Origin of the sequence: Vreelandella titanicae (assembly GCF_014697095.1) — a bacterium.
Lineage (GTDB): Bacteria > Pseudomonadota > Gammaproteobacteria > Pseudomonadales > Halomonadaceae > Vreelandella > Vreelandella titanicae.
Genome location: NZ_CP059082.1, coordinates 2,219,609 through 2,244,932, shown reverse-complemented (window position 1 = coordinate 2,244,932; position 25,324 = coordinate 2,219,609). Strand labels below are relative to the sequence as shown.

Here is a 25,324-nt window from a genome sequence, read left to right as displayed (position 1 = left end):
GACGCGCCGGCTTAAGCAGGAAAGGTAATGCCCAAACGGCGGCCAACTTCCTCATACGCTTCAATCACACCGCCCAACCCCTGACGGAAGCGGTCTTTATCGAGCTTCTCACGGGTGTTGGCGTCCCAAAGACGGCAACCATCCGGAGAGAACTCATCCCCCAGCACCACCTCGCCTTTGAATACACCAAACTCAAGTTTGTAATCCACCAGTAGCATATCGCCCTCAGCAAACAGCGCTTTGAGGATATGGTTAACCTTGAAGGTCAGCACCTTCATCTTGGCTAACTGCTCAGGCGTTGCCCAACCGAAAGTCTCCGCCAGCGACTCATTGATCATCGGGTCGCCCTTCTCGTCGTTCTTCAGAAACAACTCGAAGGTGGGTGGCGTCAGCGCAATCCCCTCTTCAACGCCGAGACGTTTTACCAACCCACCCGCAGCGATATTGCGCACCACACACTCCACCGGGATCATCTGCATCTTTTTGACCAGACTCTCAGTGTTGGAGAGCTGTTTTTCAAAGTGGGTGGGGATGCCCGCTTCCTGCAGCCGCTCCATAATGAAGGCGTTAAAGATGTTATTGACCATTCCCTTGCGGGCCAGCGACTCGACTTTTTTGCCATCGAAGGCGCTGGTGTCATCACGAAAATTGAGCACCAACAAATCCGGATCGTCGGTGGTGTACACAGATTTCGCCTTACCGGCGTAGAGTTCTTGGCGCTTTTCCATGGGGGCTCCGTAAGGGGTCAAGGATCAACAAATTAACGTAAATAGCCGGAGACACGCTCAAGCAGCTCGCGCTGATCATCGGCGCTGAATGCCCGCTCGCTGGCATTGATGGCACGCAGAATCGTCTGGTCGCCGTTAGGCTGCAGGGCAAGACGAATCTGCTGGGACATTTTGCGCACATCCGGGCTGAAGACGATTTGCAACGGGTTGCGGTTGCGCTCGGTTTCAGTCATGTACTCAACCATAAACTCATGACTGGCAGGGTCGACGGCCAGCAAATCACGCTGACCTTCCTGAGCAAAATCCAGCTCAAGATAGTGGTTCAACTCTGCCCATACCCGATCGACCGGCTGCGGGATCACCACTTCCCACTCGTCGTCCTGCTGGCGGATTTGCAGCGTTTGCTCACCGGTGAGGCGCTGAGCGGTCCAGGAAGAAGAGACACTGGCAGATGCACTGCGCGCGCTTAAATGGCTCTCTAACGCATCGAGGCAGCTCGCCATGGTTTGCCCGCCGCGTTCGCAGCGAACTTCGCTACTGCCTGCGCGTAGTGCACTTTGCAGGCGAATTTCCGCCTGGGGCGTGACGATAACGCCCTGAGAAGCACTGCTCTGCAGCACCTCCAACTGACGACTACGTACAAACTCTTCCAACTGCGGCCAGACCGTACCGGTGTCGGCGGCCACTACTAGCCAGGTTTGATCGCCCACTTCGCGACGCTCGACATACTCAGGTTCCATCCCACTGCCAATCGCCAATGACTGTGGCGGGCGAATCTCTGCTGCTTCGTCAAGCCGTGCACCTTGGGTGGCGGCTTGAGGAACCGGCAGCGCATCGCGATAGCGCTGGGTGTTGCGGGTCTCTGGCAGCACCAAAGGCGGCGCCGGAGCGGCCTCGGTGTAGTCCAAATTACGGTCGTGGTAAAAACCATCCCGCGCACAACCAGAGAGCGCGACAGCCGCTGCGAGTGCCAGCGGAACCCATTTAAGCGCACGTATTTCAAGCACAGAGCTCATCAAGCCACCTTAAGTCAACAATTCGGGTACCCAGCTCAACGGTAAGCGAGCTGGGTAGCAAAGAGTATTGCGTCGGACTACTCCTCTACGACACCCGCCAACTGCAGCGCTTCGCTCACCGTGGCGTGGTACTTTTCCGACAGCCAGGTTAGCGGTAAGCGAATACCCGCATCCGCGTACCCCATACGGTTCAGCGCCCACTTCACTGGAATAGGGTTCGACTCTATACCCAGGTTGGTATGCAGCGGCATCAAAAGCGTATTAATCTGATGCGCCTTATCGGAGTCGCCGGCCACCGCTGCCGAGCAAAGCTCATGCATCGCCCGGGGGGCAACGTTGGCGGTGACGGAGATATCCCCATGACCACCCATCAACATAAAGTCGCAGGCGGTCGCATCATCACCGGAGTAGAGCATAAAACCACTGCCCTTCAGGCGAGTGATTAGATCTTCCGCACGCTCCAGGTTCCCCGTGGCGTCTTTTAAACCGATAATATTATCGACTTCGGCCAGGCGTAATACGGTCTCGTTGTAGATATCCGAGCAGGTGCGACCGGGCACATTGTAAAGAATAACCGGCAGGTCGCTGGCCTCGGCTGTGGCCTTGAAGTGCTGAAACAGGCCTTCCTGAGTAGGCTTGTTGTAGTAGGGAGCCACCGTCAGACAGTAATCTGCACCCACCTCTTTCGCGTAGCGGGTCAACTCCACTGCTTCGGTGGTGTTGTTCGAGCCGGTACCGGCTATGACCGGTATACGGCCATTGACCTCTTCCACCACGCTGCGAATCACGTCAAAGTGCTCCGCAAACGACATGGTAGTCGGTTCGCCCGTGGTGCCAGCGGCGACAATGGCATCGGTGCCATTTTCGAGATGGAAGTTCACCAGACGACGAAGCGCCTCCCAGTCGATGTCGCCATTGACCTTCATAGGCGTCGCCAGGGCGACGATGCTGCCTGTGATCATCCGTTTATTCCTCACCAGCCAAATTGTGATATCAACTATCTGTGTTTTTGAATACGAGAGTTTTTTTCAAAACCGAGCGCGATCACGCTATTTTGCATCAAGCGCCGACACCGCACAGAGGCCAAATGGTACTCAGGCGATTCGAGCCTGTACAGCGTAAAGCGGTGTGAGTTTGTCGTCACCCTGTTTTGAGCTTTGACAACGGCCGCTGGCTTACGTGTAATCACGCGTAACAAGCAATATTAACACCCACCCTTAAAAGGATGCCTTATGCCTGTTGAAATTGGTCAACCCGTTGCTGACTTCTCCGCCACTGCCACGGGTGATACCACCGTGACACTGTCGGAAATGCGTGGCAAACAAGTGGTCATATACTTTTATCCCAAAGCCAGTACACCTGGCTGCACCACCGAGGGCGGTGACTTCCGTGACCGCAAACCCGCCTTCGATGCCGCTAATACGGTCATTCTTGGTGTTTCTCGAGATGGCTTGCGCGCCCAGGAGAATTTTAAGGCCAAACAGGATTTTAATTTCGACCTTATTTCAGATAAGGACGAAAACATCTGCACGCTATTTGATGTTATCAAGCTCAAGAAAATGTACGGCAAGGAGCACCTGGGCATCGAACGCAGCACCTTCCTGATTGATAAGGAGGGCAAGCTAGCCAACGAATGGCGCGGCGTTAAAGTACCTGGCCACGCGGAAGAAGTACTTGCTGCGGCTGAAAAGCTGAACGCTTCCAACTAACTCAACCAGAGCTCTATCTCAACCAGGGCTCTATTTCAGTTCAGCCCACTGCCCGTACTGATTCACTTGCGCGGGCAGTGGGTGAGCGCTATTCGGCTTCCTGGCTAGCCGTGGCTGGTATACTCCGACGCTCCTCCCGCTCATGCATGCTACGTGGCCAGGCGTAAATCAATGCCTTGAGCAGTGTTGCCAAGGGAATCGCAAAGAAGATCCCCCAGAAGCCCCAAATCCCACCGAAGAACAGTACCGCCACAATAATCGAAACCGGATGAATATTATTGGTCTCAGAGAACAATACCGGTGCCAATACGTTGCCATCCAGGGCTTGAATCACGCCATAAGCCACCAGCACATAGACAAAATCTTCACTAAGACCAAAATAGAACCCCGCTACCGCGGCGACCGGTAGTGTAGCCACCGCAGCGCCGATATAAGGCACTAACACAGAAAGGCCGACCAACACCGCTAGCAGCGCTGTATACGGTAAGCCAAAGAACGCAAAGGTAAAGAACGCCACGGTGCCAACGATGATGATTTCAATAAATTTGCCGCGGATATAGTTGGCAATCTGATCGTCCATTTCGCGCCAAATACGCGATAGCAGCGTACGCTTTTGGGGCAGCAGCGAAAGCATAAAACCGACCAACACGTCGCGATCCTTGAGCATAAAGAACACCAGAATCGGCACCAGTACCAGGTAGATAATCAGCGACATAATATTGCCGAGCGAAGCCAGCGAAAGCGTTAAGGCGCGCTGGCCTAGCTGGCTAATCTCACGGCTCGCCACGCCTATCCAGCTTTGCATCTGATCCGGCGTAATAATATTCGGGTAGCGCGCCTGCAGTTCATCCAACCAGCCCTGGCCACTGGCGAACATCCGCGGTGTCTCTTGCACCAGCCCCACTAGCTGATTCCAGATCAACGGCATCAGAATAAACGCCAGAGTGAGCAGCACGCTGATAAAGGCCAAAAAGACCAGGATGACCGCTAGTAGGTGCGGTACCCCTCGCCGGGTAAACGCACTCACTACGCCTTGCAAAAGAAACGCAATCACCAGTGCAGTAAAAAACGGCGCCAGCATGCGTCCAAACCAGATAATCGCGGCAAAGCCCGCCACCAGCACTATCAGCAGGATGAGCGCCTCCTCATCCGAGAAATAGCGTTCAACCCAGCTTTTTAAAATCGTGCGCAGGGTCATGAGTGCGCATCCCCAGCTTTTCTAATCCAATAAACATACACCTCGTCGCGCTGCTCACGACCTTCCAGCGTATGTGCACTTTGGTCGGTAAACGACGCCATATCACGCCACGAACCCGCATCGGTGGAACGCACTTCCAGTAACTGACCAGCCGCCAAACCTGCCAAGGCCTGCTTAGCCTTCAGCAAAGGCAGCGGGCAATGCAGCCCGCAAGCGTCAAGCACCGTGTCGGGTTGAAAGCCCTCGGATTGCTCAGACATATACACTCCCTCAAAATGACCTACATACTCACGGCATTGTTACATAAACTATCTTTTTAGCGATTGATTTCACTAGGCAGTCGATTTAACGGCACTTCCCTGTGTTTATCAATGTCACACTCTTCACCAATGCCATACCCTGACCACTGTACTTATTCATTATTTATGAGGATGCCATGCCAACCCTTCGTATCGCTTACCCAGGCTGGATATGTGCGTTTGCTTGTGCCTGTGGCAGCCTACTGTTTAGCCCACCAAGCATTGCCTCCAGCGATTACGGCTTGCCGAGCTTAGGGGCGGCGTCTACCTCTGTCAGCAACGAAGAGTACCGCTTGGGCCGCGCCTGGTTGCGCCAGTTTCGTGCCCAAGCCCCCCAGTGGCAAGACCCCATAACCAATGATTATTTGCAAAGCCTGATTGCCCGGCTGGCCCCGCATAGTGATATTAACGGTCTGCGCACGATCACCGTCATGGTCGATAACGCTTCATTGAACGCCTTTGCCGTCCCTGGCGGCGTAGTAGGGATCAATTCAGGACTTTTCGCGTTTGCCGAAGATGAAGGCGCTTTTGTCTCGGTGCTAGCTCACGAACTGGGCCACCTCTCTCAACGCCACTATGCCCGAGGCAGTGCCCGCGCGGCTCAGACCCAACTGCCCGCCATGGCAGCCATGCTGGCGGGTATGCTGATTGCCGCCAGTGGCGGCGGCGACGCTGGAATGGCGGCCGCCATGGGCTCACAGGCGGCGCTGATCCAGGATCAGCTCAGCTACTCACGGCTGTTTGAACAGGAAGCCGATAACATCGGCCTTCAGGCCATGGCCGATGCAGGCTATGACCCCGAGGCAATGGTGCGCATGTTCTCAGCCATGCAGCGTATGGCGCGCCTTCAGGGCGATACCCCACCCGAGTTCCTGCTGACCCACCCGGTCACCGACAATCGTTTAAGCGCCGCACAAGCCCGCGCTGCCCAGCTCAATGTTGCCGATGCATATACCAGCGACACCCTCTACGACATGATGCGCGCCCGGGCGCTGCTAAGCATTTACACTAATACGCCGCAGCAAGCTGCTTCGCGCCTTGCTCAGGAAGGCGCCGAACAAGCCGCTCAGGACTACTTAGCGGCACTGATCGATGCTCGCAACGGCCAAACCGATAGCGCCCTGGAGCAACTGGATAGGCTTGCCAACGAGCATCCCGACTTTGCCATGCTGCCCGCCTCTTCGGCTAGCGTCGCCCTGGAAGCTGGCCGCTACGATCAGGCCATTCAGCGCAGTCAGCAATTGCTACGTTTTATGCCCAACTACCTACCTGCCCAACTGATCTTGGCCGAAGCACAGCTGCAGCGCGACCCGCAGGCGGCCTATGACCTGCTGCGCGACATCACTTCCCAAAACCTGGAAAACCCGCAGGTCTTTAACCTGCTGGCCGAAGCCGCCGGGCGCAGTGGGCATGATAGCTGGGGGCACTTAGCCCGCGCAGAGTATCTTCAACTGACCGGCCGCGTCGATCGCGGCATTCGCCAACTTTCTATCGCTCGGGATGCCGCTGAGCGGGAAAATGATCAGCAGGCGCTGGCAAGAATCGAGCAGCGCCGCGAGGACTTCATTGAGTATCGCGAAGCGCTGGATGATTTTAACTAAACCTGTGTCATTGCGAGGAGCGCAGCGACGCGGCAATCTCAGCCAGCGGTGGCAGTAACCCCGAGATTACTTCACTTCGTTCGCAATGACACACCACATGTCATTGCTAGGAGCGCAGCGACGCGGCAATCTCAACCTGCGGTGGCAGTACCCCCGAGATTGCTTCACTTCGTTCGCAATGACACACCACATGTCATTGCGAGGAGCGCAGCGACGCGGCAATCTCAGCCAGCGGTGGCAGTACCCCCGAGATTGCTTCACTTCGTTCGCAATGACACACCACATGTCATTGCGAGGAGCGCAGCGACGCGGCAATCTTAACCAGCGGTGGCAGTCACCCCGAGATTGCTTCACTTTGTTCGCAATGACATTCGGTTAATCTTTTCTCGCTAAGCATTGAAGTTAAGCATGCGCTCAAGGGGCTTTAAAGCCTGCAGACGCAGCGCTTCATCCACCTGAATTTCTCCACTTCCCTCACGCAACGCACCGGCTAGATTATCCAGCGCGTTCATGGCCATCCAGGGGCAGTGTGCACAGCTACGACAAGTGGCGCCGTTGCCTGCCGTCGGCGCTTCAAACAGCGTTTTATCCGGCACTGCCTGCTGCATCTTGAAGAAGATGCCACGATCAGTTGCCACGATCAGCTTATCGTTGGGCAGCTCTTTCGCGGCCTTGATCAACTGCGAGGTGGAGCCTGCCACGTCCGCCAGCTTCACTACTGGCTCAGGCGATTCGGGATGCACCAGTACTGCGGCATCTGGATAGATGCGCTTCAGATCTTCAACGCCCTTGGCCTTAAACTCTTCATGAACGATACAGGCGCCGTCCCACATCAGCATATCGGCGCCGGTTTTGTTCTGGATATAGCCGCCCAAATGCTTATCGGGCGCCCAGAGAATTTTCTCGCCTTTGGCCTGCAGGTGCTCAATCACCTCGACTGCAATCGACGAAGTCACCACCCAGTCTGCCCGCGCCTTAACGGCTGCAGAGGTGTTGGCATACACCACTACGGTGCGGTCAGGATGGGCATCACAGAAGGCGCTGAACTCATCGGCGGGGCAGCCAATATCCAGCGAGCAGGTGGCTTCCAAGGTGGGCATCAGCACGCGTTTTTCAGGCGAAAGGATCTTGGCGGTTTCGCCCATAAAGCGGACACCGGCGACGACCAGCGTGGTGGCTTCGTGGCGAGCACCAAAGCGTGCCATCTCCAGCGAGTCAGCGACACAGCCACCGGTCTCTTCCGCCAGTTGCTGAATGGCATCATCGGTGTAGTAGTGTGCGACCAAAACGGCGTTATGGGCCTTCAACAGTCGTTTGATCTCTTCAACCCGTGCCTGATCTTCCGCCGGAATGCGGGTCGGGCAGTAGGCTGTGGGTAGCGGGGCCTCAAGCTTCGCTTGAGTAGTCATAATAGTCATTGTGTCTACCACTGTGACGAACAGGGAATCCCCCTGTTAAACACTGGGCTACGGCGCAGTGCGTCTTGCACATGCACCGCTCGTTGGAGCGATGAGCCGCTGCGTCTCTCGCGATGGCCATCGCTTAAAATCTATTCTAGACAGATTTATTCTAAACCATTTTGGCGGGAAATAGCGTTTGACTGCAAACAGATTGTCACACATAGAGTTCTTTCTAGACACATAGCAAAACGCCCCTGGCAGCTAAACTGCCAGGGGCGTTGAATTTGGTGGGTCGTGCAGGATTCGAACCTGCGACCAATTGATTAAAAGTCAACTGCTCTACCAACTGAGCTAACGACCCAAACTTGCTGTGCTGATCACTTTCCAGCGTTACTACACATACTGTTACTACACATACTTTAAACGTTCACCACTGCATTCAAACTGACTTTATTCAAACTGATCAGTCGTTTGAATGGTGGGTCGTGCAGGATTCGAACCTGCGACCAATTGATTAAAAGTCAACTGCTCTACCAACTGAGCTAACGACCCGCCTGAACGGATGCATATCCTACGCTTACACCTTATTGATAGCAAGCGTTTTTTCGCTTTCACTCTACAATAATGAACCATTTGCGTGCCCGCTGGCGTCACTCAATGCTGACAGGCACGCTTATCAGCCTAACCGCTAACGACTGAGCACCAAGAGGTTCAACGGGCTCTGCAAGCCGCGCTTAGCGAGCCTTGCTTTTCGGTTTGCGCAGTGCCTGTACCGGCTTACGCTTGTGCTTATCGCGGTTCCAGCGATTCTTCTCATCCGGTGTCAACGCGGGCACTTTACGTGTTTCCAAGTTAGCCAGCGTGGCTAAGTCATCCACCTCATCCTGGGTAAGTTCGACCCATTCGCCGGCTTTCGCCCGCTTATCGAGGAAGATATTGCCGTAGCGCACGCGTTTAAGACGACTAACCGTCAGCGCCTGGGATTCCCAAAGACGACGCACTTCACGGTTGCGCCCTTCGAGAATCACCACGTGGAACCAGGTGTTGATGCCTTCGCCACCAAACTCCTGAACATCGGTAAAGCGCGCCGGGCCATCTTCAAGCATGACCCCATCGACCATGGCCAGGATATGCTCGCGCTTCACTTCACCCATCACGCGAACCGCGTACTCGCGCTCCACCTGGGTAGAGGGGTGCATCAAACGGTTGGCCAGCTCACCGTCGGTAGTGAACAGCAGCAAACCACTGGTGTTGATATCCAGGCGACCGATCGCAATCCAACGTTCGCCTTTCAGGCGCGGCAAGCGGTCAAACACCGTGCGGCGACCTTCTGGATCCTTACGGGTGCATAGCTCGCCTTCCGGCTTGTTATACATAATCACCCGGCGTGGCACTTCTTCTTCTGGGCGCAATGCCACCGGACGGTCATCAAAACTGACTTTATCCCGCGCTTCAACGCGGTCGCCCAGCTTAGCCACCTGGCTATTCACTTTAACACGGCCGGCGGAAATCGCCGTTTCCATCTCACGACGCGAGCCAAGGCCTGCACGGGCCAAGACTTTTTGCAGCTTTTCGCTGGTGGGGGGCGTGGTGTTATTACTCTGACTCATGGTCGTCTGACCTCACATCGGTAGTCTCCGTGCTTTCGCGCTCATCTTGTTGGCGCTTGGCACGTGCCGCGAGCCGAGCCTGTAGGTCGGCAAAACTCAGCGGCTGGGTTAACGCCGTCTCGGCGTGCGTGTCGGCTATCTCAGCCGAGGTTATCTGTTCTTTCTGAGGTGGCGCATCCTGCACCGTTTTGATCGTTTCGTCCAGTGCTTCATGGTCTGTACCGGGGCCATTTTCTTCCTGAATGTCAGTATCCATCGTCATCCCCGGTTCTTCAGATATCTCGTTTTCATCCCAGCTTGCCAGGGTGTGCATGGGCGGCAATGCATCGAGGGTTTTTAACCCAAAATCGTCTAAAAAGCTGCGTGTGGTGGCGTATACCGCTGGTCGGCCAGGCACATCACGATGACCGACCACCCGAATCCAGCCGCGCTCAGCCAAGGTGCGCATAATGGAACTACTCACGCTGACACCGCGCACTTCCTCAATGTCCCCACGAGTAACCGGCTGCCGATAGGCAATTAATGCCAGTGTCTCCAGCAGCGCCCGCGAGTAGCGCTGGGGGCGTTCATCCCATAACCGCGACACCCACTGGGAAAGCCGCGGACGAATGCGCAGTTGGTAGCCTGAGACCGTTTCCAGGAGCTCCAGTGCACCGCCAGAATGTCGCTGCTGCAAACGTTCCAGGACGTCACGAAGCTCTTTGCGCGGGGGGCATTCGCCCTCAAGAAAGAGTGTCTCCAACCGCTCAAGGGGCAAGGGTTCGCCAGCGGCCAGCAGTGCGGCTTCAACAATATCATCTAAAACAATGTCATCTAACGCGGTGACGGTGTTACTCATGGCGTCTCCTCGTCAGGTTCAAAAGCGGACTCGCCATAGGCATCATCTTCTATCTCGCCCTCATCAAAAGCGCTCTCCTCGCCGTCAGCAAGGGCAGCGCGTCGCGCGCGCACGTGAATTGGCGACAGCGGCGCATTTTGGACAATTTCAATCATGGCTTCTTTGGCCAGCTCAAGAATCGCCATAAACGTGACCACCACGCCTGCGCGCCCCTCCTCTAAAGTAAATAGCGCTTCAAAGGGGGTATAGCGCTGATGGGCGTCGTCGTAACTTAGCTGCTCCATGATCTTGAGCATGCGCTCGCGGGTAGAGAGAACCTCGCGGCTGATCTGGTGGGCCTGCACCAGCTCGGCACGCTTGAGGATATCGGAGAGCGCGCTGAGCAATTCATCCAATTCCACCTCGGGGTGAATCACACGGGATTCCAGTGGCGGTAAGCCCGCCTGCACGCTGAACCAGTCACGCCCCATACGCGGTAATGTGTCCAGCGTCTCTGCTGCCTCTTTAAGGCGTTCGTACTCTTGCAGACGGCGGATAAGCTCAGCGCGGGGATCCTCCTCGTCATCGCCCTCAGCCTTCGGCGGGCGGGGCAACAAGGTGCGCGACTTGATCTCAGCCAGCATAGCGGCCATCAACAGGTATTCCCCCGCCAGCTCGATCTCCATGGCCTTCATCAGCTCCACGTACTCGATGTACTGGTGGGTGATGGTCGCCACGTTGATGGTCAGAATATCCAGGTTTTGGCGGCGAATCAGATAGAGCAGCAGATCCAGCGGGCCTTCAAAGGTCTCTAAAAAGACACGCAGTGCTTCCGGGGGAATATACAAATCCTCCGGCATTTGCGTAATCGGCTCATTAAACAGACGCCCAAGCGAAGCTGCCACTGGCTCGGTGGGTTCGGAATCAGGGCTTGCTAAATCAACAGTAACGCTTGGCGTCTCGCTCACGCGGGTCGGCTCTCTTGGAAAATGGAAATCGGCACAAGCGAACAGTTTAGCAAAGTCGTTAGCATTCGCGTTGCTCTATTAGAGAGTAAGCACAAGCGTACTACCCCGCCTCCACCGCTTTGCGGTAGCGGCCAGTATAGTCAAACAGCTTGTCACTGATTTGGAAATGGCGCCTCACTTTGCGGCCTACGACAAAATCCGGGTGGCGTAGGCGGCGCTGTTCGGCGACGACGTCCTCGGCGCTTAGCGGCTGCCATTTACCTCCCGGTGCGCGCAGATGGTAGCGCAGAAAGGCGGCATAAAAAGCGCGCCGTTGAGCGGGGGTTTCCAGCGCGTACCACTCGGAAAGATGGGTGCCATCTTCGTCATGATAGGTGACTTTTAAGCGCGGCAGGCCACGGCCGTTAGTGGTCGCTTCCAGCTGCATACCGCTTACCCGCAATACCTTGGCGTCTTTCAGCTTTAGGGCGTCCTTGAGTTTATCATCCGCGTCCACCAGTAGTTTTTCGCAGCCGTGGCAGCGGCGGGCGGCAATATCATTCTCGGCGCCACACTCCTCGCAAACTTTAAAACGGAACCGAAACTCACACTGGCGCCGCTTTCCTTCATCATCTTCAATTAGCCCCTGACAGCGGCGGCCAAAGTGCTCAATCACTAAATCACCGTCGCGCTTACCCCAGTAAAGATTGGCATGACCGCAGTCGGGGCACTCTATCTGAACCGGTTCGCTGTCACTATCGGGCTTCGGCTTCCCCACTTCCGGCGCGAAGATATCCCAGGGGTTGCCGGCATAATCCAGAATCAGGCAGTCGCTCTTGCCCGGCGACAGGCGCAGCCCTCTGCCCACCATCTGCTGGTAGAGGCTCACCGATTCGGTAGGCCGCAAAATAGCGATCAAATCCACGTGGGGAGCATCGAAACCGGTGGTCAGCACCGCGACGTTCACCAGGTATTTTAGTTTCCGCGCTTTAAAAGCATCGATCAGCGCAGTGCGCTCTTGGGAAGGTGTTGCACCGGTAATTAAAGCCGCCTCTGCTCGAGGTAAATAACCGATAATTTCTTCAGCGTGGGCCACGGTGGCGGCAAAAATCATCACGCCCTGGCGATCAACCGCACGTTCGACGATTTGCCCGATAATGCCCGGCGTCGCTCGACTGCCCGCCACCACGCGATTCAGCTCTTCCTCTTGGAACAGACCGTTTGAAGAGGGTTTGAGTGCGGAGAAGTCATAGCCCTCAATCGCCATATCCAGGCGCTTGGGCGCAGCCAGATAGCCCTGCTTCACCATCAGACGCAGCGGCTGCTCGAAGACGCAGTCACGAAAAAAACTCTCTTCACTGCCCCGCACCATGCCGTGATGGTGGCGGTAATAAATAAACCCCTGCCCCAAACGGTACGGCGTCGCGGTGAGGCCGAGTATTTTAAGCTGTGGATTGTGCTGGCGCAGGTGCTCAATCACCTGACGATAGCTAGCGTCTTCGTTGAGTGATACACGATGGCTCTCGTCGATGACCAGCAAGGTAAAATTAGCGTCGTTAAAGCTCTCCAGGTTACGCACCACCGACTGCACCGAGCCAAATACCACTTGGCGACTCGCCTCTTTGCGCTTTAAACCGGCGCTAAAAATATCCGCCTCAAGTCCATAAGCCTGGTACTTGGCATGGTTCTGCTCCACCAGCTCACGCACATGGGCCAGCACCAATACCCGCCCACGGGCCAAGCGCGCTAGCTCAGCTATCACCAGGGATTTACCACTGCCCGTGGGCAGCACCACCAGCGCAGGCTCGCTTGAGGCTCGGAAATGGCCCACCACGCGCTTGACCGCTTCCTGCTGATAGGGGCGAAGCTGGGGCGTTGGTGAGTTAGCTAGTGAGGAGCTAGGTATCGACAAATTAATTAGCCCGCTATTGAACTATTACGACTTTCGTCGCGTCGTAGTAGTGATGGTTTAAATAATCCCAGAAATCGCAACGTTTATCAGCGAGAAGATACTAGTGAGGTGAGCAATGACAACCAACCATTTCAGCCCAGAGTGCCCGGAATGCGGCAGTCGTTTAAAACGCCTTCCCGCCACGCGGCGTGGTAAAGCCCATGTGTTCTGCATGGATTGCGGACATGATTTTGGGCGCTTCGAATACCTCGTTGAGCGCTACCGGTTAGAGCTTGAAACGCTGGAGGCCAAACTAGGATTGCCACCCGAAGGGGCTGATAAAACACCGGCTAGCGCTCCCGAGCGGCACTCTTAATAACTGTTGTCACGACTCGCGTAACTGTTAACGGCGGAAAAAAATCCGCCGTTAACATGGGCGCTATGCCCAACGCACTATCTGGAGCATTACTGGAATCAGTTGAGCCAAACCCGAGCGTTGCGGAATAGTCGCAGCCAGGCGCCATCTTCAGTCCACTCTGCCGGGCGCCAGGAGTTGGTAACCGCCCGAGCAACGCGCTCAGGGTGGGGCATCATAATGGTCACCCGGCCATCCGGCGTGGTCAGACCGGTAATGCCCGCCGGTGAGCCGTTGGGATTTGCCGGGTAGCGCGTGGTCGCCTGGCCGTAGTTATCGATATAGCGCAGAGCAATTTGGTTGCTCGATTGCATGCTGCGCAGATGAGCGCTGTCTCGGAACTCCGCCTGCCCTTCACCATGAGCAACGGCGATGGGCAGTTTTGAGCCCTCCATACCGGCGAGCAGAATCGAGGGGCTCTTTTCAACCCGCACCATGGAAACGCGGGCCTCAAATTGCTCGGACTCATTGCGCACAAAGGTCGGCCAGTTTTCAGCGCCAGGAATCAGCGATTTCAACTGCGAGAGCATTTGGCAACCGTTACATACGCCCAGCGAGAAACTATCGTCGCGGGCGAAGAACGCCGCAAACTGCTCCTGGGCGCGCTCATTAAACAGCACCGACTTGGCCCAGCCACCGCCAGCACCAAGCACGTCGCCGTAGGAGAAGCCACCGCAGGCCACAAGCCCTTTGAACTCTTCCAGCGAAACACGCCCCGCCAGGATGTCGCTCATATGCACATCCACCGCCTCAAACCCGGCCTTATCGAAAGCCCAGGCCATTTCTACCTGGCCATTGACGCCCTGTTCACGCAGCACCGCCATGGCAGGCTTAGCTGTGTTGACATAAGGCGCGCTGATATCTTCATTAATATCAAAGGTGGGCGTGGCAGATAGCCCCGGGTCGCGGCCATCGAGCAGATTGTCGTATTCGTTCTTGGCGCATTCGGGGTTGTCGCGCAGCGCCTGCATACGGTAACTGGTTTCTGTCCAGGTACGCTGGGTAAGCTGACGAGTGGTTTCCAGCAAAGGCTCTTCAAACAGCGTGACGCGCACCTGGTCATCGTAACGCGGGCGGGCGATGACGCCACAGGTTTCGATACCCGCCACGGCAAACTGCGCCAGCACTTCTTCAGTGTGTTCACGATTGACCTGAATCACGGCACCCAGCTCTTCCGAGAACAGCGCGTTCAACGCCTCCACTGGCTCGTCGATCATCCAGTCGAGCTTGATCTCAAGCCCGGCATGGGCAGCAAAAGCCATTTCCAGCAGTGTGACCAGCAGACCACCATCGCTACGATCGTGATATGCCAGCAGCTTGCCGTCGCGGTTCAGGCCTTGAATCACTTCGAAGAACGCTTTGATATCTTCCGGGTCGTCCACATCGGGGCAGTCATTGCCCACCTGGCCATACACCTGCGCCAAAGCGGAGCCGCCCAACCGATTCTGACCGTTGCCCAGGTCGACCAAAATCAAATCCGACTCGTCTTGATCCAGATTGATCTGCGGCGTGAGCGTCGCCAGGGCGTTGGTCACCGGAGCAAAACCGGTCACCACCAGTGAAAGGGGCGACGTCACGCTCTTATCTTCGTATTCGCCCTGCTCGTTCTCATCCTGCCAGGCGGTACGCATCGACATCGAGTCTTTGCCCACCGGAATCGCAATGCCCAGCGCCGGGCACATTTCCATACCTACCGCATAAACCGCATCGTAAAGCGCCTGATTTTCACCTGGGTGATCCGCCGCGCTCATCCAGTTAGCGGAGAGCTTGATATCGCTCAGTTTGGCAATCGGTGCTGCCGCCAAATTGGTAATCGCTTCGGCCACCGCTAAGCGAGCACTAGCGGCAGGGTTGATTAGCGCCACCGGCGGACGCTCCCCCATGGCCATGGCTTCACCGGTGAGGGTATCAAAGCTTGCCGTGGTCACCGCTACATCGGCCACCGGCACTTGCCAGGGGCCGACCATCTGGTCGCGAGCCACCTGGCCGGTGATCGAGCGGTCACCAATGGTGATCAGGAAGCTTTTGGAGGCCACGGTAGGTAAGCGCAGTACGCGATCAAGTGCTTCGCGCAGGTCAAGATTATCCAGCATCATGCCGGAGAGCTCCGGATTGCGACGCTCAAATTCGCGCTGCATCTTGGGTGCTTTGCCGAATAGCACGCTCATCGGTAGGTCAACCGGCTTACTCTCAAAATGGCCGTCGCGCACTTCAAGATGGTGCTCTTCCAAGGCTTCGCCGACTACCGCATAGGGGCAGCGCTCGCGCTTGCACAGGGCATCAAATGTATCCAAATCCTCTGGTGCAACCGCAAGCACGTAACGCTCCTGGGCTTCATTACACCAAATCTCCAGCGGGCTCATACCCGGCTCGGCGTTGGGCACCGCGCGCAGATCAAAGCGGCCACCACGGTTGCCATCTTTTACCAGCTCGGGCAACGCATTGGAGAGCCCACCCGCGCCAACATCGTGGATAAAGCGAATCGGGTTGTGCTCCCCCAGCGCCCAGCAGCGGTCGATCACCTCTTGAGCACGGCGTTCAATCTCAGGGTTTTCACGCTGCACCGAAGCGAAATCCAAATCGGCGCTGGAAGTGCCGGAAGCCATGCTGGAGGCTGCGCCGCCACCCAGGCCAATCAACATCGCCGGGCCACCCATCACAATCAGCTTGCCGCCGACAGGGATATCACCCTTCTGAACATGGTGGGCACGGATATTGCCATAACCACCGGCGAGCATAATCGGCTTATGGAAACCGCGCCGCTCGATACCGCCGTCGTTAAGTGACTCCTGCTCGTAGGTGCGGAAATAGCCGGTTAGATTGGGGCGGCCAAATTCATTGTTGAACGCGGCGCCCCCAATGGGGCCCTCGAGCATAATGTTGAGCGCCGACTCCATACGCCCTGGCTTGCCGTAATCAAAGGCTTCCCAGGGCTGTACGAATTCTGGAATACGCAGGTTGGAAACCGTAAAACCTGAAAGCCCCGCTTTGGGCTTGCCACCAATGCCGGTAGCACCTTCGTCACGGATTTCTCCACCGGAGCCGGTCGCCGCGCCTGGGAAAGGGGCAATCGCGGTGGGGTGGTTATGGGTCTCTACCTTCATCAGGATATGAATGGGTTCCTGATGAGTGGCGTAGAGTGCGCGCTCGTCGTCAACGCCTGTCAGCGGCGTGGCAAAGAAGCGTCCAGCCTGACTGCCCTTGATCACAGCGGCATTGTCGCTGTAAGCCGAGAGAACATTGTCCGGCGACGACGCAAAGGTATTCTTGATCATCTTAAACAGCGAGTGGCTCTGCAGCTCGCCGTCGATCATCCAATCGGCGTTGAAGATTTTGTGACGGCAGTGCTCAGAGTTGGCCTGAGCAAACATCATCAGCTCAACGTCGCTGGGGTTACGCCCCAACTCATTGAAAGCATCGACAAGATAGTCGATTTCATCTTCTGCCAGCGCCAGCCCCAGCGCCTGGTTGGCCGTTGCCAACGCATCCCGGCCACCCTCAAGAATATCCACACTGCCCAGCGGTGCCGGGTCGTGTTGAGCAAACAGCTTAGCGGCGTCCGAGGCATCGGCTAGCACGGTTTCGGTCATACGGTCGTGTAGCAGTGCCGCCAGCGCGCTCAAACTCTCTTCGTCCGGCATCGCGGTGAAGCTGACCCGGTAATCGATGCCGCGCTCGATGCGGCTAATTTGGCGCAAGCCGCAGTTGTGGGCGATATCAGTCGCCTTGGATGACCAGGGCGACTGGGTGCCTAGGCGCGGCACCACCAAAAAGCGCTGGGCGCGCTCAGGAACCTCTACGCTCGAGTGAGTACCGTAATCAAGTAACTGCACCAAACGTTCGCGGGCAGCGTCATCCAGTTCCTCGCGGCGCTCATGGGAGTGAACATCGATAAAATGAACATAGTGGGCAGACAGCGCTTCCACCTCGGGAACACGTTCACGCAGCACCGTTAACAGCCGAGCATGACGGAAGGCAGAAAGGGCGGGCGCGCCTCGCAGTTCGAGCATATCCTGAAGCCTCTAGAGCAGGGAAATTCGAGCAGGGAAATCACCGGGCCGCTAGGCGGCCGTGCTTTTATGGTGCCGGAAAACACAGATAATGTGGTACCGGAAAACGCCTATGATACTGGAAACCAGCCGTCACACGAAATCAACAAGGTGACAGCCTGCCCCTGGCTGGGTATCGTGGCAGCTTGTTTCATGCCGACAAGACGCCATGCTGACGTTGATTTGCCGACATTTTGTAGCCCGTGCCAGCGCTTATTATGCGCTAATAGCGATTACGCTTCTGACTCTGGTGCCCACCCTCTCCCTGGTTCCTCCCGGCGAGCATCTGACTCAGATCACTGCAAAAGATTTTATTACCGTTCACACCCGTAATACACCCACCACTTATTACCAAGGTCGCCAGGGCCCTACCGGCTTTGAGTACGAGCTAATGCACCGCTTTGCCGACTATCTAGGGGTGAGTCTTAACCTTAACGCCCGCCATCACCCTGAAAGCGTGCTGCCGGCGGTACGTGAGAGCGGCGACCTGGGCGCGGCAGCGCTACCCCTGCTGCCTAATCCCTCTGGTGTTTACTACACCCGTCCGATTATCAAGATGCAGCCGCTGGTAGTATACCGGCGCGGGCTTAATGGTATTAGTGAACCAAGCGACCTTGTCGGCCTGGAGCTTGGTACGCTTAGCGAAGCGGGTACCAGCGAAGCACTGCGCGATCTCCAGAAACGCCACCCCACCCTAAGCTGGAAAGAGTCCCATGAGTTGGAGGTCGCCGAACTGCTGGCCCGGGTTGAAAACGGCACCCTGGACGCAGCGGTTATTTTTGAGCATCAATTTCGGTTAAACCGGCTGTTTTTCCCCAACGTTGAGCGTGGCTTTATCCTCGGCGACCCGCTCTCCATGGCATGGGCAGTGCCCAGCGGTCGCGGTTTGGGGTTACTCGAAGCTGCTAATCGCTTCCTCCAAGACCTGCAGGAGAGCGGCACGCTAGATCAGCTAGTCAGCCGCTACTTCGGTCATGACGACTACTTGGAGTATGTCGGTACCCGCACCTTTCTTGACCATCTGGATGCACGCCTGCCTCGCTATACTGAATTATTCCAGCAATCCGCCCAGGAAACAGGTTTTGATTGGAAGCTACTCGCGGCCGTGGGCTACCAGGAGTCGCACTGGGATCCAGATGCGGTCTCGCCGACCGGGGTGCGTGGTTTAATGATGCTAACCAACCCCACTGCCAGCGAGATGGGCATCAGCGACCGCACCGACCCGGCCCAAAGCATTGATGGCGGTGCCCGTTATTTGCGCAGCATCAAAGACCGCCTACCGGAAAGCATTACCGGTGATGACCGGCTTTTTATGGCCATGGCTGCCTATAATGTGGGGCTAGGGCATTTATACGACGCCCGTAAGATTGCCGAGATGCGAGGCGGTGACCCCGACAGCTGGACGGATGTACGCGCCGCACTGCCCCTGCTACAGCAGCGTGAATGGCACAGCCAAACGCGGCATGGCTACGCCCGTGGTGGCGAGCCAGTAATATACGTACGCAATATCCGTCGCTACTACGAAATGATTGAGTATGTTGAACGTAGCCGCCAGCAGTTTTTCCAACTAGAACAAACGTCAGTCAACGATGATCCACTGCTATTGTTCGAACTTGTGCCGCCGCTTGATTAACACTTCTTAACTATTTCTGGCTAAGTTGATCGCGTCGCGCGGTGAAAAAACGCTTCAGTAATTTTTGCGAGGGTGCTGCTAATACACCGCCAGTCACCGCGACCTGATGGTTGAACCACGGCTGCGCCAGTAGGTTAGCCTTTGATTCAACCATGCCAGCCCGAGGCTCAGCAGCACCGTAAACCAAACGGGCTAGGCGAGCATGTATCATCGCCCCTGCGCACATCATGCACGGCTCTAAGGTGACAAACAGCGTGCAGCCCTCAAGCCGATAGTTCCCCTGCTGCTGCCCCGCCTCGCGCAGCGCACGAACTTCCGCATGGCCGCTGGGGTCGCAACTGGCTACCGGGGCGTTGCAGCCAGCGCCTATGATCTCCCCCTGCGCATCGACGACAACCGCCCCCACGGGCACCTCACCTGCCGCAGCGGCCAAGTGTGCTTGGTCAAGCGCCCGGTGCATGTAAAATTCATCGCTGCGCATAAACGTAAACTCCGCTAAGGTAGCTAAACGATCGTATGAAAGGGTTGTCCCCCGTCGTAGCAACTCACTTTCATCGACAGCATTCGATTGAGACAGCCGCAAGGATACCGAGAATGACAGACGCGCTGAACAAACTGGTAGCGTTACTGGAGCTAGAAACGCTGGAAGAGACGCTATATCGTGGCCAGAGTCAGGATCTAGGCTTTCCTCAGCTCTATGGTGGTCAGGTACTCGGCCAAGCGCTTGCAGCCGCTGCGCGCACAGTGCCCATTGAGCGCCGCCCGCACTCTCAGCACGGCTACTTTCTGCGTCCTGGTGACCCACATCGCCCCGTTGTCTACCAAGTGGATACCATCCGCGATGGCGGCAGCTTCACGACCCGTCGTGTCACTGCCATTCAAAAAGGCCGGCCAATCTTCTTCTGCAGCGCCTCCTTTCAAAGCGCTGAGGCGAGCTTTAGCCATCAGCGCACCATGCCGGATGTGCCGACACCCGAAGCGTTAATCGAGAACGGCGAGGCCAAGCATGACCGCTTTCCCGGTCACCCGATTGAGTTTGTGCATCTACCCGGCAACCCCGACAACGGTACACCTGCTGGCCAATGCTTATGGTTTCGTCTTTCCGGCACGCTGCCAGACGACCCGGCGTTGCACCGCCACTTGCTCTCTTACGCCTCTGACTTCAATCTGCTGACCACCAGCCTGATTCCCCATGGCATTGAGTACCGAGACCCCAAGCTACGCATTGCCAGCCTTGACCATGCCCTGTGGCTCCACCAGGACACCCGCCTTGACGATTGGCTGTTATACGTCATCGACTCACCCTGGACAGGCGGCGCTCGCGGGCTGGCGCGGGGGCATATTTACAGCCGCGATGGCCGCTTAGTGGCCTCCACCGCTCAGGAAGGGTTAACACGCTATTCTCAAAGCTAAATAAATAATCTCTCAAAACATTTACGCCCGCTAAGCAGCGGGCGTAAATCGACTAACCAGGGCGCAGTGCCTTAGCCGCCATAAACATCATTAATTGACTGCAGCGGGTAGTGCGCCGGGAAAGGCTTACGGGCGACACCAGAATCAACCGCAGCTTGCGCCACCGCCGAGGAAACCCGCGCCAGCAGGCGAATATCGACCGGCGTGGGAATGATGTACTCGCGGCCAAAACTCATCTCGGTGCGCTCGTAGGCGTCCAGCACTTCCTGAGGAACCGGCTCGCGGGCCAAGTCTTTCAAGGCATGCACCGCGGCCAGCTTCATCTCTTCATTAATGCGCGTGGCGCGAACATCCAAAGCGCCGCGGAAGATAAACGGGAAGCCCAGCACGTTGTTGACCTGGTTCGGGAAGTCCGAACGGCCGGTGGCCATGATCACATCCGGGCGCGCTTCCCGGGCAACGTCAGGATGGATCTCCGGATCCGGATTGGTGCAGGCAAAAATCACCGGATCTGGCGCCATTTTCTTCACCTGATCAGCGGACAGCAGCCCCGGGCCTGACAGGCCGATAAAGACGTCAGCATTGTCGATGGCATCGTCCAAGGTGCGCATCTCGGTATCACGGGCGAATTCAGCCTTATATTCGTTGATACCTTCGCGATCAGTATGAATAACGCCACGCCGATCCAGCATTACCAAGTTCTCTTTACTCGCACCACAGGAGACCAGCAACCGCATGCAGGCAATCGCCGCCGCCCCTGCGCCCATGCAAACGATCTTGACGTTCTCAATTTTTTTGCCCGCGATATCCAAGGCATTAAGCATACCGGCCGCTGTCACAATTGCGGTGCCGTGCTGGTCATCGTGGAAGACCGGGATGCTGCAGCGCTCAACCAGTGCTTTCTCAATTTCAAAACACTCCGGCGCCTTGATGTCTTCAAGGTTAATCCCGCCCCAGGTATCGGCAATGCGCGCGACGGTATCGATAAACGCCTGGGGGCTTTCCGCATCCACTTCGATATCCACCGAATTGATGCCTGCAAAGCACTTAAACAGCACGCCCTTGCCTTCCATCACTGGCTTGCTCGCCAGCGGGCCCAGATTACCCAAACCCAGAATAGCGCTGCCATCGGTAATCACGGCGACCAGATTGCCCTTGCCGGTATAGCGGTAGGCATTTTCCGCATCCCGGGCAATTTCAAGTACTGGCTCAGCCACGCCTGGACTATACGCCAGTGCCAAATCCCGTGCTGTCGCGGTGGGTTTGGTCAACTCCACCGAAAGCTTACCGGGAATCGGTTTCGCGTGATAATCCAAAGCAGCCTGCTTATTTGCATCCGTCATGGTCAGAGTCCAGTTAACATAAAGTAGATAAGTCGTTTCAGAATATAGAAAAAACCATAGCGCCTCAAGCGCGCCGTCAACTTACGACAAAACGCTCGTTTAACCGAATTTTATCTTCACATTCGTCACTTTTAGCCACTATTTGCAGAAACTTATGCAAACAGGCTTTACTCATAATGCTTTACTTATTGCTGCATAACAGAATTTATGGAAATTTTTTTCACATAAAATTCATGCAGCAAGCATATCCAGCTCACAAAAAACCCACGCCGAGGCGTGGGTTTTGCGCGAGCATAGCCTTATAGGAATAGCCTGATATGAACAGGCATGCTGGCGATATGGCTATCCGACTGGGATTAGCCGCGCTTAACAGCAGCGCCGAAACGCTTGTTGAAACGCTCTACGCGGCCACCAGTGGTCGCTTGCTTCTGCTTACCAGTGTAGAACGGGTGGCAGTTAGAGCACACATCCAAGGAGAAGTCCTGACCAGAGGTCGTACCTACCTGGAAAGTGGCGCCGCAAGAACAGCTGGCGGTGACCGTGTTGTAATTCGGGTGAATACCTTGTCTCATTTCGAGCCTCACGAAGCTATATGCCGCCACCTGATCTCGTGCCAGGTACCGCATACGGGTTTGGAAAAAACGACTAACCGGTTAGCCGCTCTGTCGTTACGATAGGTCTTTACAAATAGATCGATAAAGATCGTTAGGATTCAGAGCGGTCGCATATTCTAGCAAAACTAACGCCGGAGGCCAATTGGCTGACTCTTTTTCTTCGCAGGCATATTCTCAAGGGCAGTCTCAAAGACCGTCCCAAAGATCTTCCCAAGCACTCGATCAAGTGCTCAAGGTAGCGCTGCCTTCGCCGCTGCGCCGCCTGTTCGACTACCTGCCTTCCAGGGAAACGCCTCCCTGCGGCTGGCAGCCGGGGCTGCGAGTGCGAGTGCCCTTTGGGCGCCGCGAAGTCGTCGGCGTGGTCGTCGAATTGGCTGACCACAGCGACCTTCCGCGCAGCCAACTGCGTAGCATCAGCGAAGCGCTGGATGATGCCCCGTTGCCGGAGGATTGGCTATGGCTATGCCGTTTTGCCGCCCGTTATTATCAGCACAGCCTAGGCGACACCCTGCACCACGCCATGCCTGCACGGCTACGCCAGGGGCACCCCATGGCTGGGCGCACCCAGACTCTCTGGCTTGCCCAAGGCGAAGGCGCAGAAGAAATACTCAGCCGAGCGCCCAAGCAAGCCGAGCTGCATGCGCTGCTGCGCCAACACCCTCATGGGTTGCCTGGCCGTGCGGTTAGCGCCCACGGCTTTGCCCGCGACCAGCTATTAGCGCTGGAGAAGAAAGGCCTCGCATCCAGCCAGGAACACATCCTCACTGCCCCAACGCCACCCAGCGGCAACTTACTGGCAACACCGGCCCTGCCGCTTAACCGTGAACAGGCGACGGCGCTAGCCACACTGCATGAAAAACTCGATGGCTATCACCCCTGCTTACTCGAGGGTGTCACCGGCAGCGGCAAAACAGAAGTCTACCTGCAGCTTATTGAAGCCGTCGCCGCCAAGGGGAAACAGTCGCTGGTACTGGTACCGGAAATTGGCTTAACCCCACAGACACTCGCCCGCTTTAGAAGCCGCTTTCGGGTACCCGTGGTGGCGCTGCATTCAGGCCTCACCGACCCCGAACGGCTAGATGTGTGGGAAGCCGCCGCCAGCGGCCGGGCGCTCATTATCATCGGTACCCGCTCGGCGATTTTCACCCCGCTGGCCAACCCCGGCGCGATTATTGTCGATGAAGAGCACGACGGCTCCTACAAGCAGCACGACGGTTTGCGCTACCACGCCCGCGACTTAGCCGTGGCTCGGGCCCACTACCATAAAATCCCGCTGCTGATGGGCAGTGCCACACCCTCCCTGGAGAGTCTGCACCAAGCACTTAGCGGCACCTACCGCCACCTACGCCTGACCCAGCGCCCCAGCCAGCACCCGCCAGCCAAGCTGGAGCTGATTGATCTACGCCACCAGCGCCGCCAGGGCGGCCTGCTGCCCGGTGCCATCAAAGCGATTAAAAGCACCTTGAGCACTGGCAAGCAGGTGCTGATTTTTATCAACCGGCGCGGCTTTGCACCAACACTTGCCTGCCACGCCTGCGGCTGGATGGCCGATTGCCACCAGTGCGATGCGCGCATGACGCTACACCGCCAGCCCCCCCTACTGGCTTGCCACCACTGCGATAGCCGCCGCGCCCTGCCGGACGCCTGCCCCGAGTGTGGCAGCGGCGACCTGCGCGCCTTGGGTAGCGGCACAGAACGCACTGAAGAAACGCTGCAAACGCTGTTCCCGAAAACCACTATCCACCGCATCGATCGCGACAGTACTAGGCGCAGGGACAGTTTTGAACAGGTACTAAAAGAGATTCAGCGCGGCGAACCCTGCGTGTTGGTCGGTACTCAAATGCTCGCCAAAGGGCACCACCTACCCCACGTCACACTTGTCGTGGTCGTCAATGCCGACGGCGGCCTCTACGCCGCTGATTTTCGCGCTCTGGAGCACAGCGCCCAACTACTTGAACAAGTAGCGGGCCGTGCCGGTCGCGCCGCCCACCCAGGCCGAGTGCTGGTGCAAACCCTCCACCCCGACGACCCACACTTGGGCCAATTGGCTGAACATGGCTACGGGGCCCTTGCGCGCAATATGTTGGAAGAAAGGCGCATTTCCCAGCTGCCCCCGTTCTGTTTTATGGCACTGCTACGCATCGAAAGCCCCAAAGAGGAGGCCGCTTTGGCCATGGCGCAACAGGCCGCTCAAGCCCTGCGCCAATGGTTAAAAGAGACCGGCGTAGCCACCCGCTGCCTGGGGCCTGTGCCCGCGCCGATGGAAAGACGCCAGAACCGCTACCATTTACACGTTATGCTGGCAGCCGATAAACGCAGCCAACTACACCCGGCCGTTAGCTGGCTGGTGCAGTGGCTTGAAGCCAATCGAGAGGCCCGCAAGGTACGCTGGTCGATTGATATCGACCCACAAACCCTCGCTTAGTACTTGTATATAACAGTTAAAACAGCGATTTACATAACTGGTGTCAGGGCAGGTTGTAGTGAGGGTCTTTTTCCATGGACGGAAAAAGTAGCGCCCAGGGAGGGGTCAACAGCGCCCTCGCGGAAACCTGTCCTCGACACCAATACATATACAGAACCGTTTGTTTAGCAACACGCCTTTGAAACTGCGGCTCAATTGCCGATAATAGCCGCTTTG

20 protein-coding genes and 2 tRNA genes are annotated in these 25,324 nt (G+C 56.7%); 6 read left to right on the top strand and 16 right to left on the bottom strand.

Going from position 1 to position 25,324, the window contains the following annotated elements:
• Positions 1-11: 11 nt before the first annotated feature.
• From purC to dapA, 3 genes are all read right to left on the bottom strand, one after another.
• A complete protein-coding gene (gene purC / locus HZS52_RS10300; protein ID WP_022522119.1) occupies positions 12-728 on the bottom strand; it encodes a phosphoribosylaminoimidazolesuccinocarboxamide synthase in 717 nt (238 codons plus the stop codon).
• A 32-nt stretch (positions 729-760) separates the two neighbouring features.
• Positions 761-1,744: an outer membrane protein assembly factor BamC gene (bamC, locus tag HZS52_RS10295; protein WP_027958659.1), complete on the bottom strand. Its 984-nt coding sequence runs from the start codon at positions 1,742-1,744 to the stop codon at positions 761-763.
• Positions 1,745-1,821: 77 nt separating this feature from the next.
• Positions 1,822-2,706 (bottom strand): 4-hydroxy-tetrahydrodipicolinate synthase, encoded by an 885-nt coding sequence (dapA, locus tag HZS52_RS10290; protein ID WP_022522117.1) that lies wholly within the window; start codon positions 2,704-2,706, stop codon positions 1,822-1,824.
• 270 nt (positions 2,707-2,976) lie between these two features.
• Here dapA and HZS52_RS10285 point away from each other — a divergent pair, with 270 nt between their 5' ends.
• A complete protein-coding gene (locus HZS52_RS10285) occupies positions 2,977-3,453 on the top strand; it encodes a peroxiredoxin (RefSeq protein ID WP_022522116.1) in 477 nt (158 codons plus the stop codon).
• Between the two features lie 88 nt (positions 3,454-3,541).
• Here the strand turns inward: HZS52_RS10285 and HZS52_RS10280 are convergent, their stop codons facing one another.
• Complete coding sequence (locus HZS52_RS10280; protein WP_022522115.1) at positions 3,542-4,651, bottom strand: AI-2E family transporter; 1,110 nt, start codon at positions 4,649-4,651, stop codon at positions 3,542-3,544.
• Positions 4,648-4,911, bottom strand: coding sequence for a sulfurtransferase TusA family protein (locus HZS52_RS10275; protein WP_022522114.1), 264 nt, complete (start codon positions 4,909-4,911; stop codon positions 4,648-4,650). The genes HZS52_RS10280 and HZS52_RS10275 overlap by 4 nt, the downstream gene beginning before the upstream one ends.
• Before the next feature lie 176 nt (positions 4,912-5,087).
• Here HZS52_RS10275 and HZS52_RS10270 point away from each other — a divergent pair, with 176 nt between their 5' ends.
• Positions 5,088-6,551, top strand: a complete 1,464-nt coding sequence (locus tag HZS52_RS10270; RefSeq protein WP_022522113.1) for a M48 family metalloprotease — start codon at positions 5,088-5,090, stop codon at positions 6,549-6,551.
• Between the two features lie 389 nt (positions 6,552-6,940).
• On the opposite strand, the gene nadA is transcribed toward HZS52_RS10270, so the two are convergent.
• From nadA to radD, 7 genes are all read right to left on the bottom strand, one after another.
• Positions 6,941-7,969: a quinolinate synthase NadA gene (nadA, locus tag HZS52_RS10265; RefSeq protein WP_027958657.1), complete on the bottom strand. Its 1,029-nt coding sequence runs from the start codon at positions 7,967-7,969 to the stop codon at positions 6,941-6,943.
• 267 nt (positions 7,970-8,236) lie between these two features.
• A tRNA-Lys gene (locus HZS52_RS10260) sits at positions 8,237-8,312 on the bottom strand.
• A 115-nt stretch (positions 8,313-8,427) separates the two neighbouring features.
• Positions 8,428-8,503: transfer RNA gene (locus HZS52_RS10255), tRNA-Lys, on the bottom strand.
• 182 nt (positions 8,504-8,685) lie between these two features.
• Positions 8,686-9,561 (bottom strand): 23S rRNA pseudouridine(2605) synthase RluB, encoded by an 876-nt coding sequence (gene rluB, locus HZS52_RS10250; protein WP_009287431.1) that lies wholly within the window; start codon positions 9,559-9,561, stop codon positions 8,686-8,688.
• Positions 9,548-10,399 (bottom strand): SMC-Scp complex subunit ScpB, encoded by an 852-nt coding sequence (gene scpB / locus HZS52_RS10245; protein ID WP_009287432.1) that lies wholly within the window; start codon positions 10,397-10,399, stop codon positions 9,548-9,550. The genes rluB and scpB overlap by 14 nt, the downstream gene beginning before the upstream one ends.
• Positions 10,396-11,346, bottom strand: a complete 951-nt coding sequence (locus HZS52_RS10240) for a segregation and condensation protein A (RefSeq protein WP_009287433.1) — start codon at positions 11,344-11,346, stop codon at positions 10,396-10,398. Before HZS52_RS10240 ends, scpB begins: the two co-directional genes overlap by 4 nt.
• 100 nt (positions 11,347-11,446) lie before the next feature.
• Positions 11,447-13,237 (bottom strand): DNA repair helicase RadD, encoded by a 1,791-nt coding sequence (gene radD / locus HZS52_RS10235; protein WP_190374684.1) that lies wholly within the window; start codon positions 13,235-13,237, stop codon positions 11,447-11,449.
• A gap of 115 nt (positions 13,238-13,352) precedes the next feature.
• Between radD and HZS52_RS10230 the strand changes: the two genes are divergently transcribed.
• Entirely contained in the window at positions 13,353-13,592 is a 240-nt protein-coding gene (locus tag HZS52_RS10230; RefSeq protein ID WP_022522110.1) for a hypothetical protein, read from the top strand.
• Positions 13,593-13,690: 98 nt separating this feature from the next.
• Here HZS52_RS10230 and purL read toward each other — a convergent pair whose 3' ends face one another.
• On the bottom strand, positions 13,691-17,641 hold the full coding sequence (purL, locus tag HZS52_RS10225; protein ID WP_190374683.1) for a phosphoribosylformylglycinamidine synthase: 3,951 nt from the start codon (positions 17,639-17,641) through the stop codon (positions 13,691-13,693).
• Positions 17,642-17,849: 208 nt separating this feature from the next.
• Between purL and mltF the strand changes: the two genes are divergently transcribed.
• Positions 17,850-19,313 carry a membrane-bound lytic murein transglycosylase MltF gene (gene mltF, locus HZS52_RS10220; protein ID WP_009287436.1) on the top strand — a complete coding sequence of 488 codons (1,464 nt, stop codon included), beginning with the start codon at positions 17,850-17,852 and terminating at the stop codon, positions 19,311-19,313.
• 10 nt (positions 19,314-19,323) lie between these two features.
• On the opposite strand, the gene tadA is transcribed toward mltF, so the two are convergent.
• A complete protein-coding gene (tadA, locus tag HZS52_RS10215) occupies positions 19,324-19,794 on the bottom strand; it encodes a tRNA adenosine(34) deaminase TadA (RefSeq protein ID WP_022522109.1) in 471 nt (156 codons plus the stop codon).
• A gap of 113 nt (positions 19,795-19,907) precedes the next feature.
• Here tadA and HZS52_RS10210 point away from each other — a divergent pair, with 113 nt between their 5' ends.
• Positions 19,908-20,726 carry an acyl-CoA thioesterase gene (locus tag HZS52_RS10210; protein WP_022522108.1) on the top strand — a complete coding sequence of 273 codons (819 nt, stop codon included), beginning with the start codon at positions 19,908-19,910 and terminating at the stop codon, positions 20,724-20,726.
• Between the two features lie 71 nt (positions 20,727-20,797).
• Here HZS52_RS10210 and HZS52_RS10205 read toward each other — a convergent pair whose 3' ends face one another.
• Together HZS52_RS10205 and rpmE are read right to left on the bottom strand one after the other, a co-directional pair.
• Positions 20,798-22,069, bottom strand: a complete 1,272-nt coding sequence (locus tag HZS52_RS10205; RefSeq protein ID WP_022522107.1) for a malic enzyme-like NAD(P)-binding protein — start codon at positions 22,067-22,069, stop codon at positions 20,798-20,800.
• A gap of 356 nt (positions 22,070-22,425) precedes the next feature.
• Complete coding sequence (gene rpmE, locus HZS52_RS10200) at positions 22,426-22,641, bottom strand: 50S ribosomal protein L31 (protein WP_081742600.1); 216 nt, start codon at positions 22,639-22,641, stop codon at positions 22,426-22,428.
• Positions 22,642-22,909: 268 nt separating this feature from the next.
• Between rpmE and HZS52_RS10195 the strand changes: the two genes are divergently transcribed.
• Positions 22,910-25,108, top strand: a complete 2,199-nt coding sequence (locus HZS52_RS10195) for a primosomal protein N' (protein WP_053856988.1) — start codon at positions 22,910-22,912, stop codon at positions 25,106-25,108.
• The last annotated feature ends 216 nt before the right edge of the window (positions 25,109-25,324 follow it).

Coding starts and splice junctions, on each gene's coding strand:
- purC (WP_022522119.1), bottom strand. CDS start 728: ATGGAAAAGCGCCAAGAACTCTACGCCGGTAAGGCGAAATCTGTGTAC.
- bamC (WP_027958659.1), bottom strand. CDS start 1,744: ATGAGCTCTGTGCTTGAAATACGTGCGCTTAAATGGGTTCCGCTGGCA.
- dapA (WP_022522117.1), bottom strand. CDS start 2,706: ATGATCACAGGCAGCATCGTCGCCCTGGCGACGCCTATGAAGGTCAAT.
- HZS52_RS10285 (WP_022522116.1), top strand. CDS start 2,977: ATGCCTGTTGAAATTGGTCAACCCGTTGCTGACTTCTCCGCCACTGCC.
- HZS52_RS10280 (WP_022522115.1), bottom strand. CDS start 4,651: ATGACCCTGCGCACGATTTTAAAAAGCTGGGTTGAACGCTATTTCTCG.
- HZS52_RS10275 (WP_022522114.1), bottom strand. CDS start 4,911: ATGTCTGAGCAATCCGAGGGCTTTCAACCCGACACGGTGCTTGACGCT.
- HZS52_RS10270 (WP_022522113.1), top strand. CDS start 5,088: ATGCCAACCCTTCGTATCGCTTACCCAGGCTGGATATGTGCGTTTGCT.
- nadA (WP_027958657.1), bottom strand. CDS start 7,969: ATGACTATTATGACTACTCAAGCGAAGCTTGAGGCCCCGCTACCCACA.
- rluB (WP_009287431.1), bottom strand. CDS start 9,561: ATGAGTCAGAGTAATAACACCACGCCCCCCACCAGCGAAAAGCTGCAA.
- scpB (WP_009287432.1), bottom strand. CDS start 10,399: ATGAGTAACACCGTCACCGCGTTAGATGACATTGTTTTAGATGATATT.
- HZS52_RS10230 (WP_022522110.1), top strand. CDS start 13,353: ATGACAACCAACCATTTCAGCCCAGAGTGCCCGGAATGCGGCAGTCGT.
- purL (WP_190374683.1), bottom strand. CDS start 17,641: ATGCTCGAACTGCGAGGCGCGCCCGCCCTTTCTGCCTTCCGTCATGCT.
- mltF (WP_009287436.1), top strand. CDS start 17,850: ATGCTGACGTTGATTTGCCGACATTTTGTAGCCCGTGCCAGCGCTTAT.
- tadA (WP_022522109.1), bottom strand. CDS start 19,794: ATGCGCAGCGATGAATTTTACATGCACCGGGCGCTTGACCAAGCACAC.
- HZS52_RS10210 (WP_022522108.1), top strand. CDS start 19,908: ATGACAGACGCGCTGAACAAACTGGTAGCGTTACTGGAGCTAGAAACG.
- HZS52_RS10205 (WP_022522107.1), bottom strand. CDS start 22,069: ATGACGGATGCAAATAAGCAGGCTGCTTTGGATTATCACGCGAAACCG.
- rpmE (WP_081742600.1), bottom strand. CDS start 22,641: ATGAGACAAGGTATTCACCCGAATTACAACACGGTCACCGCCAGCTGT.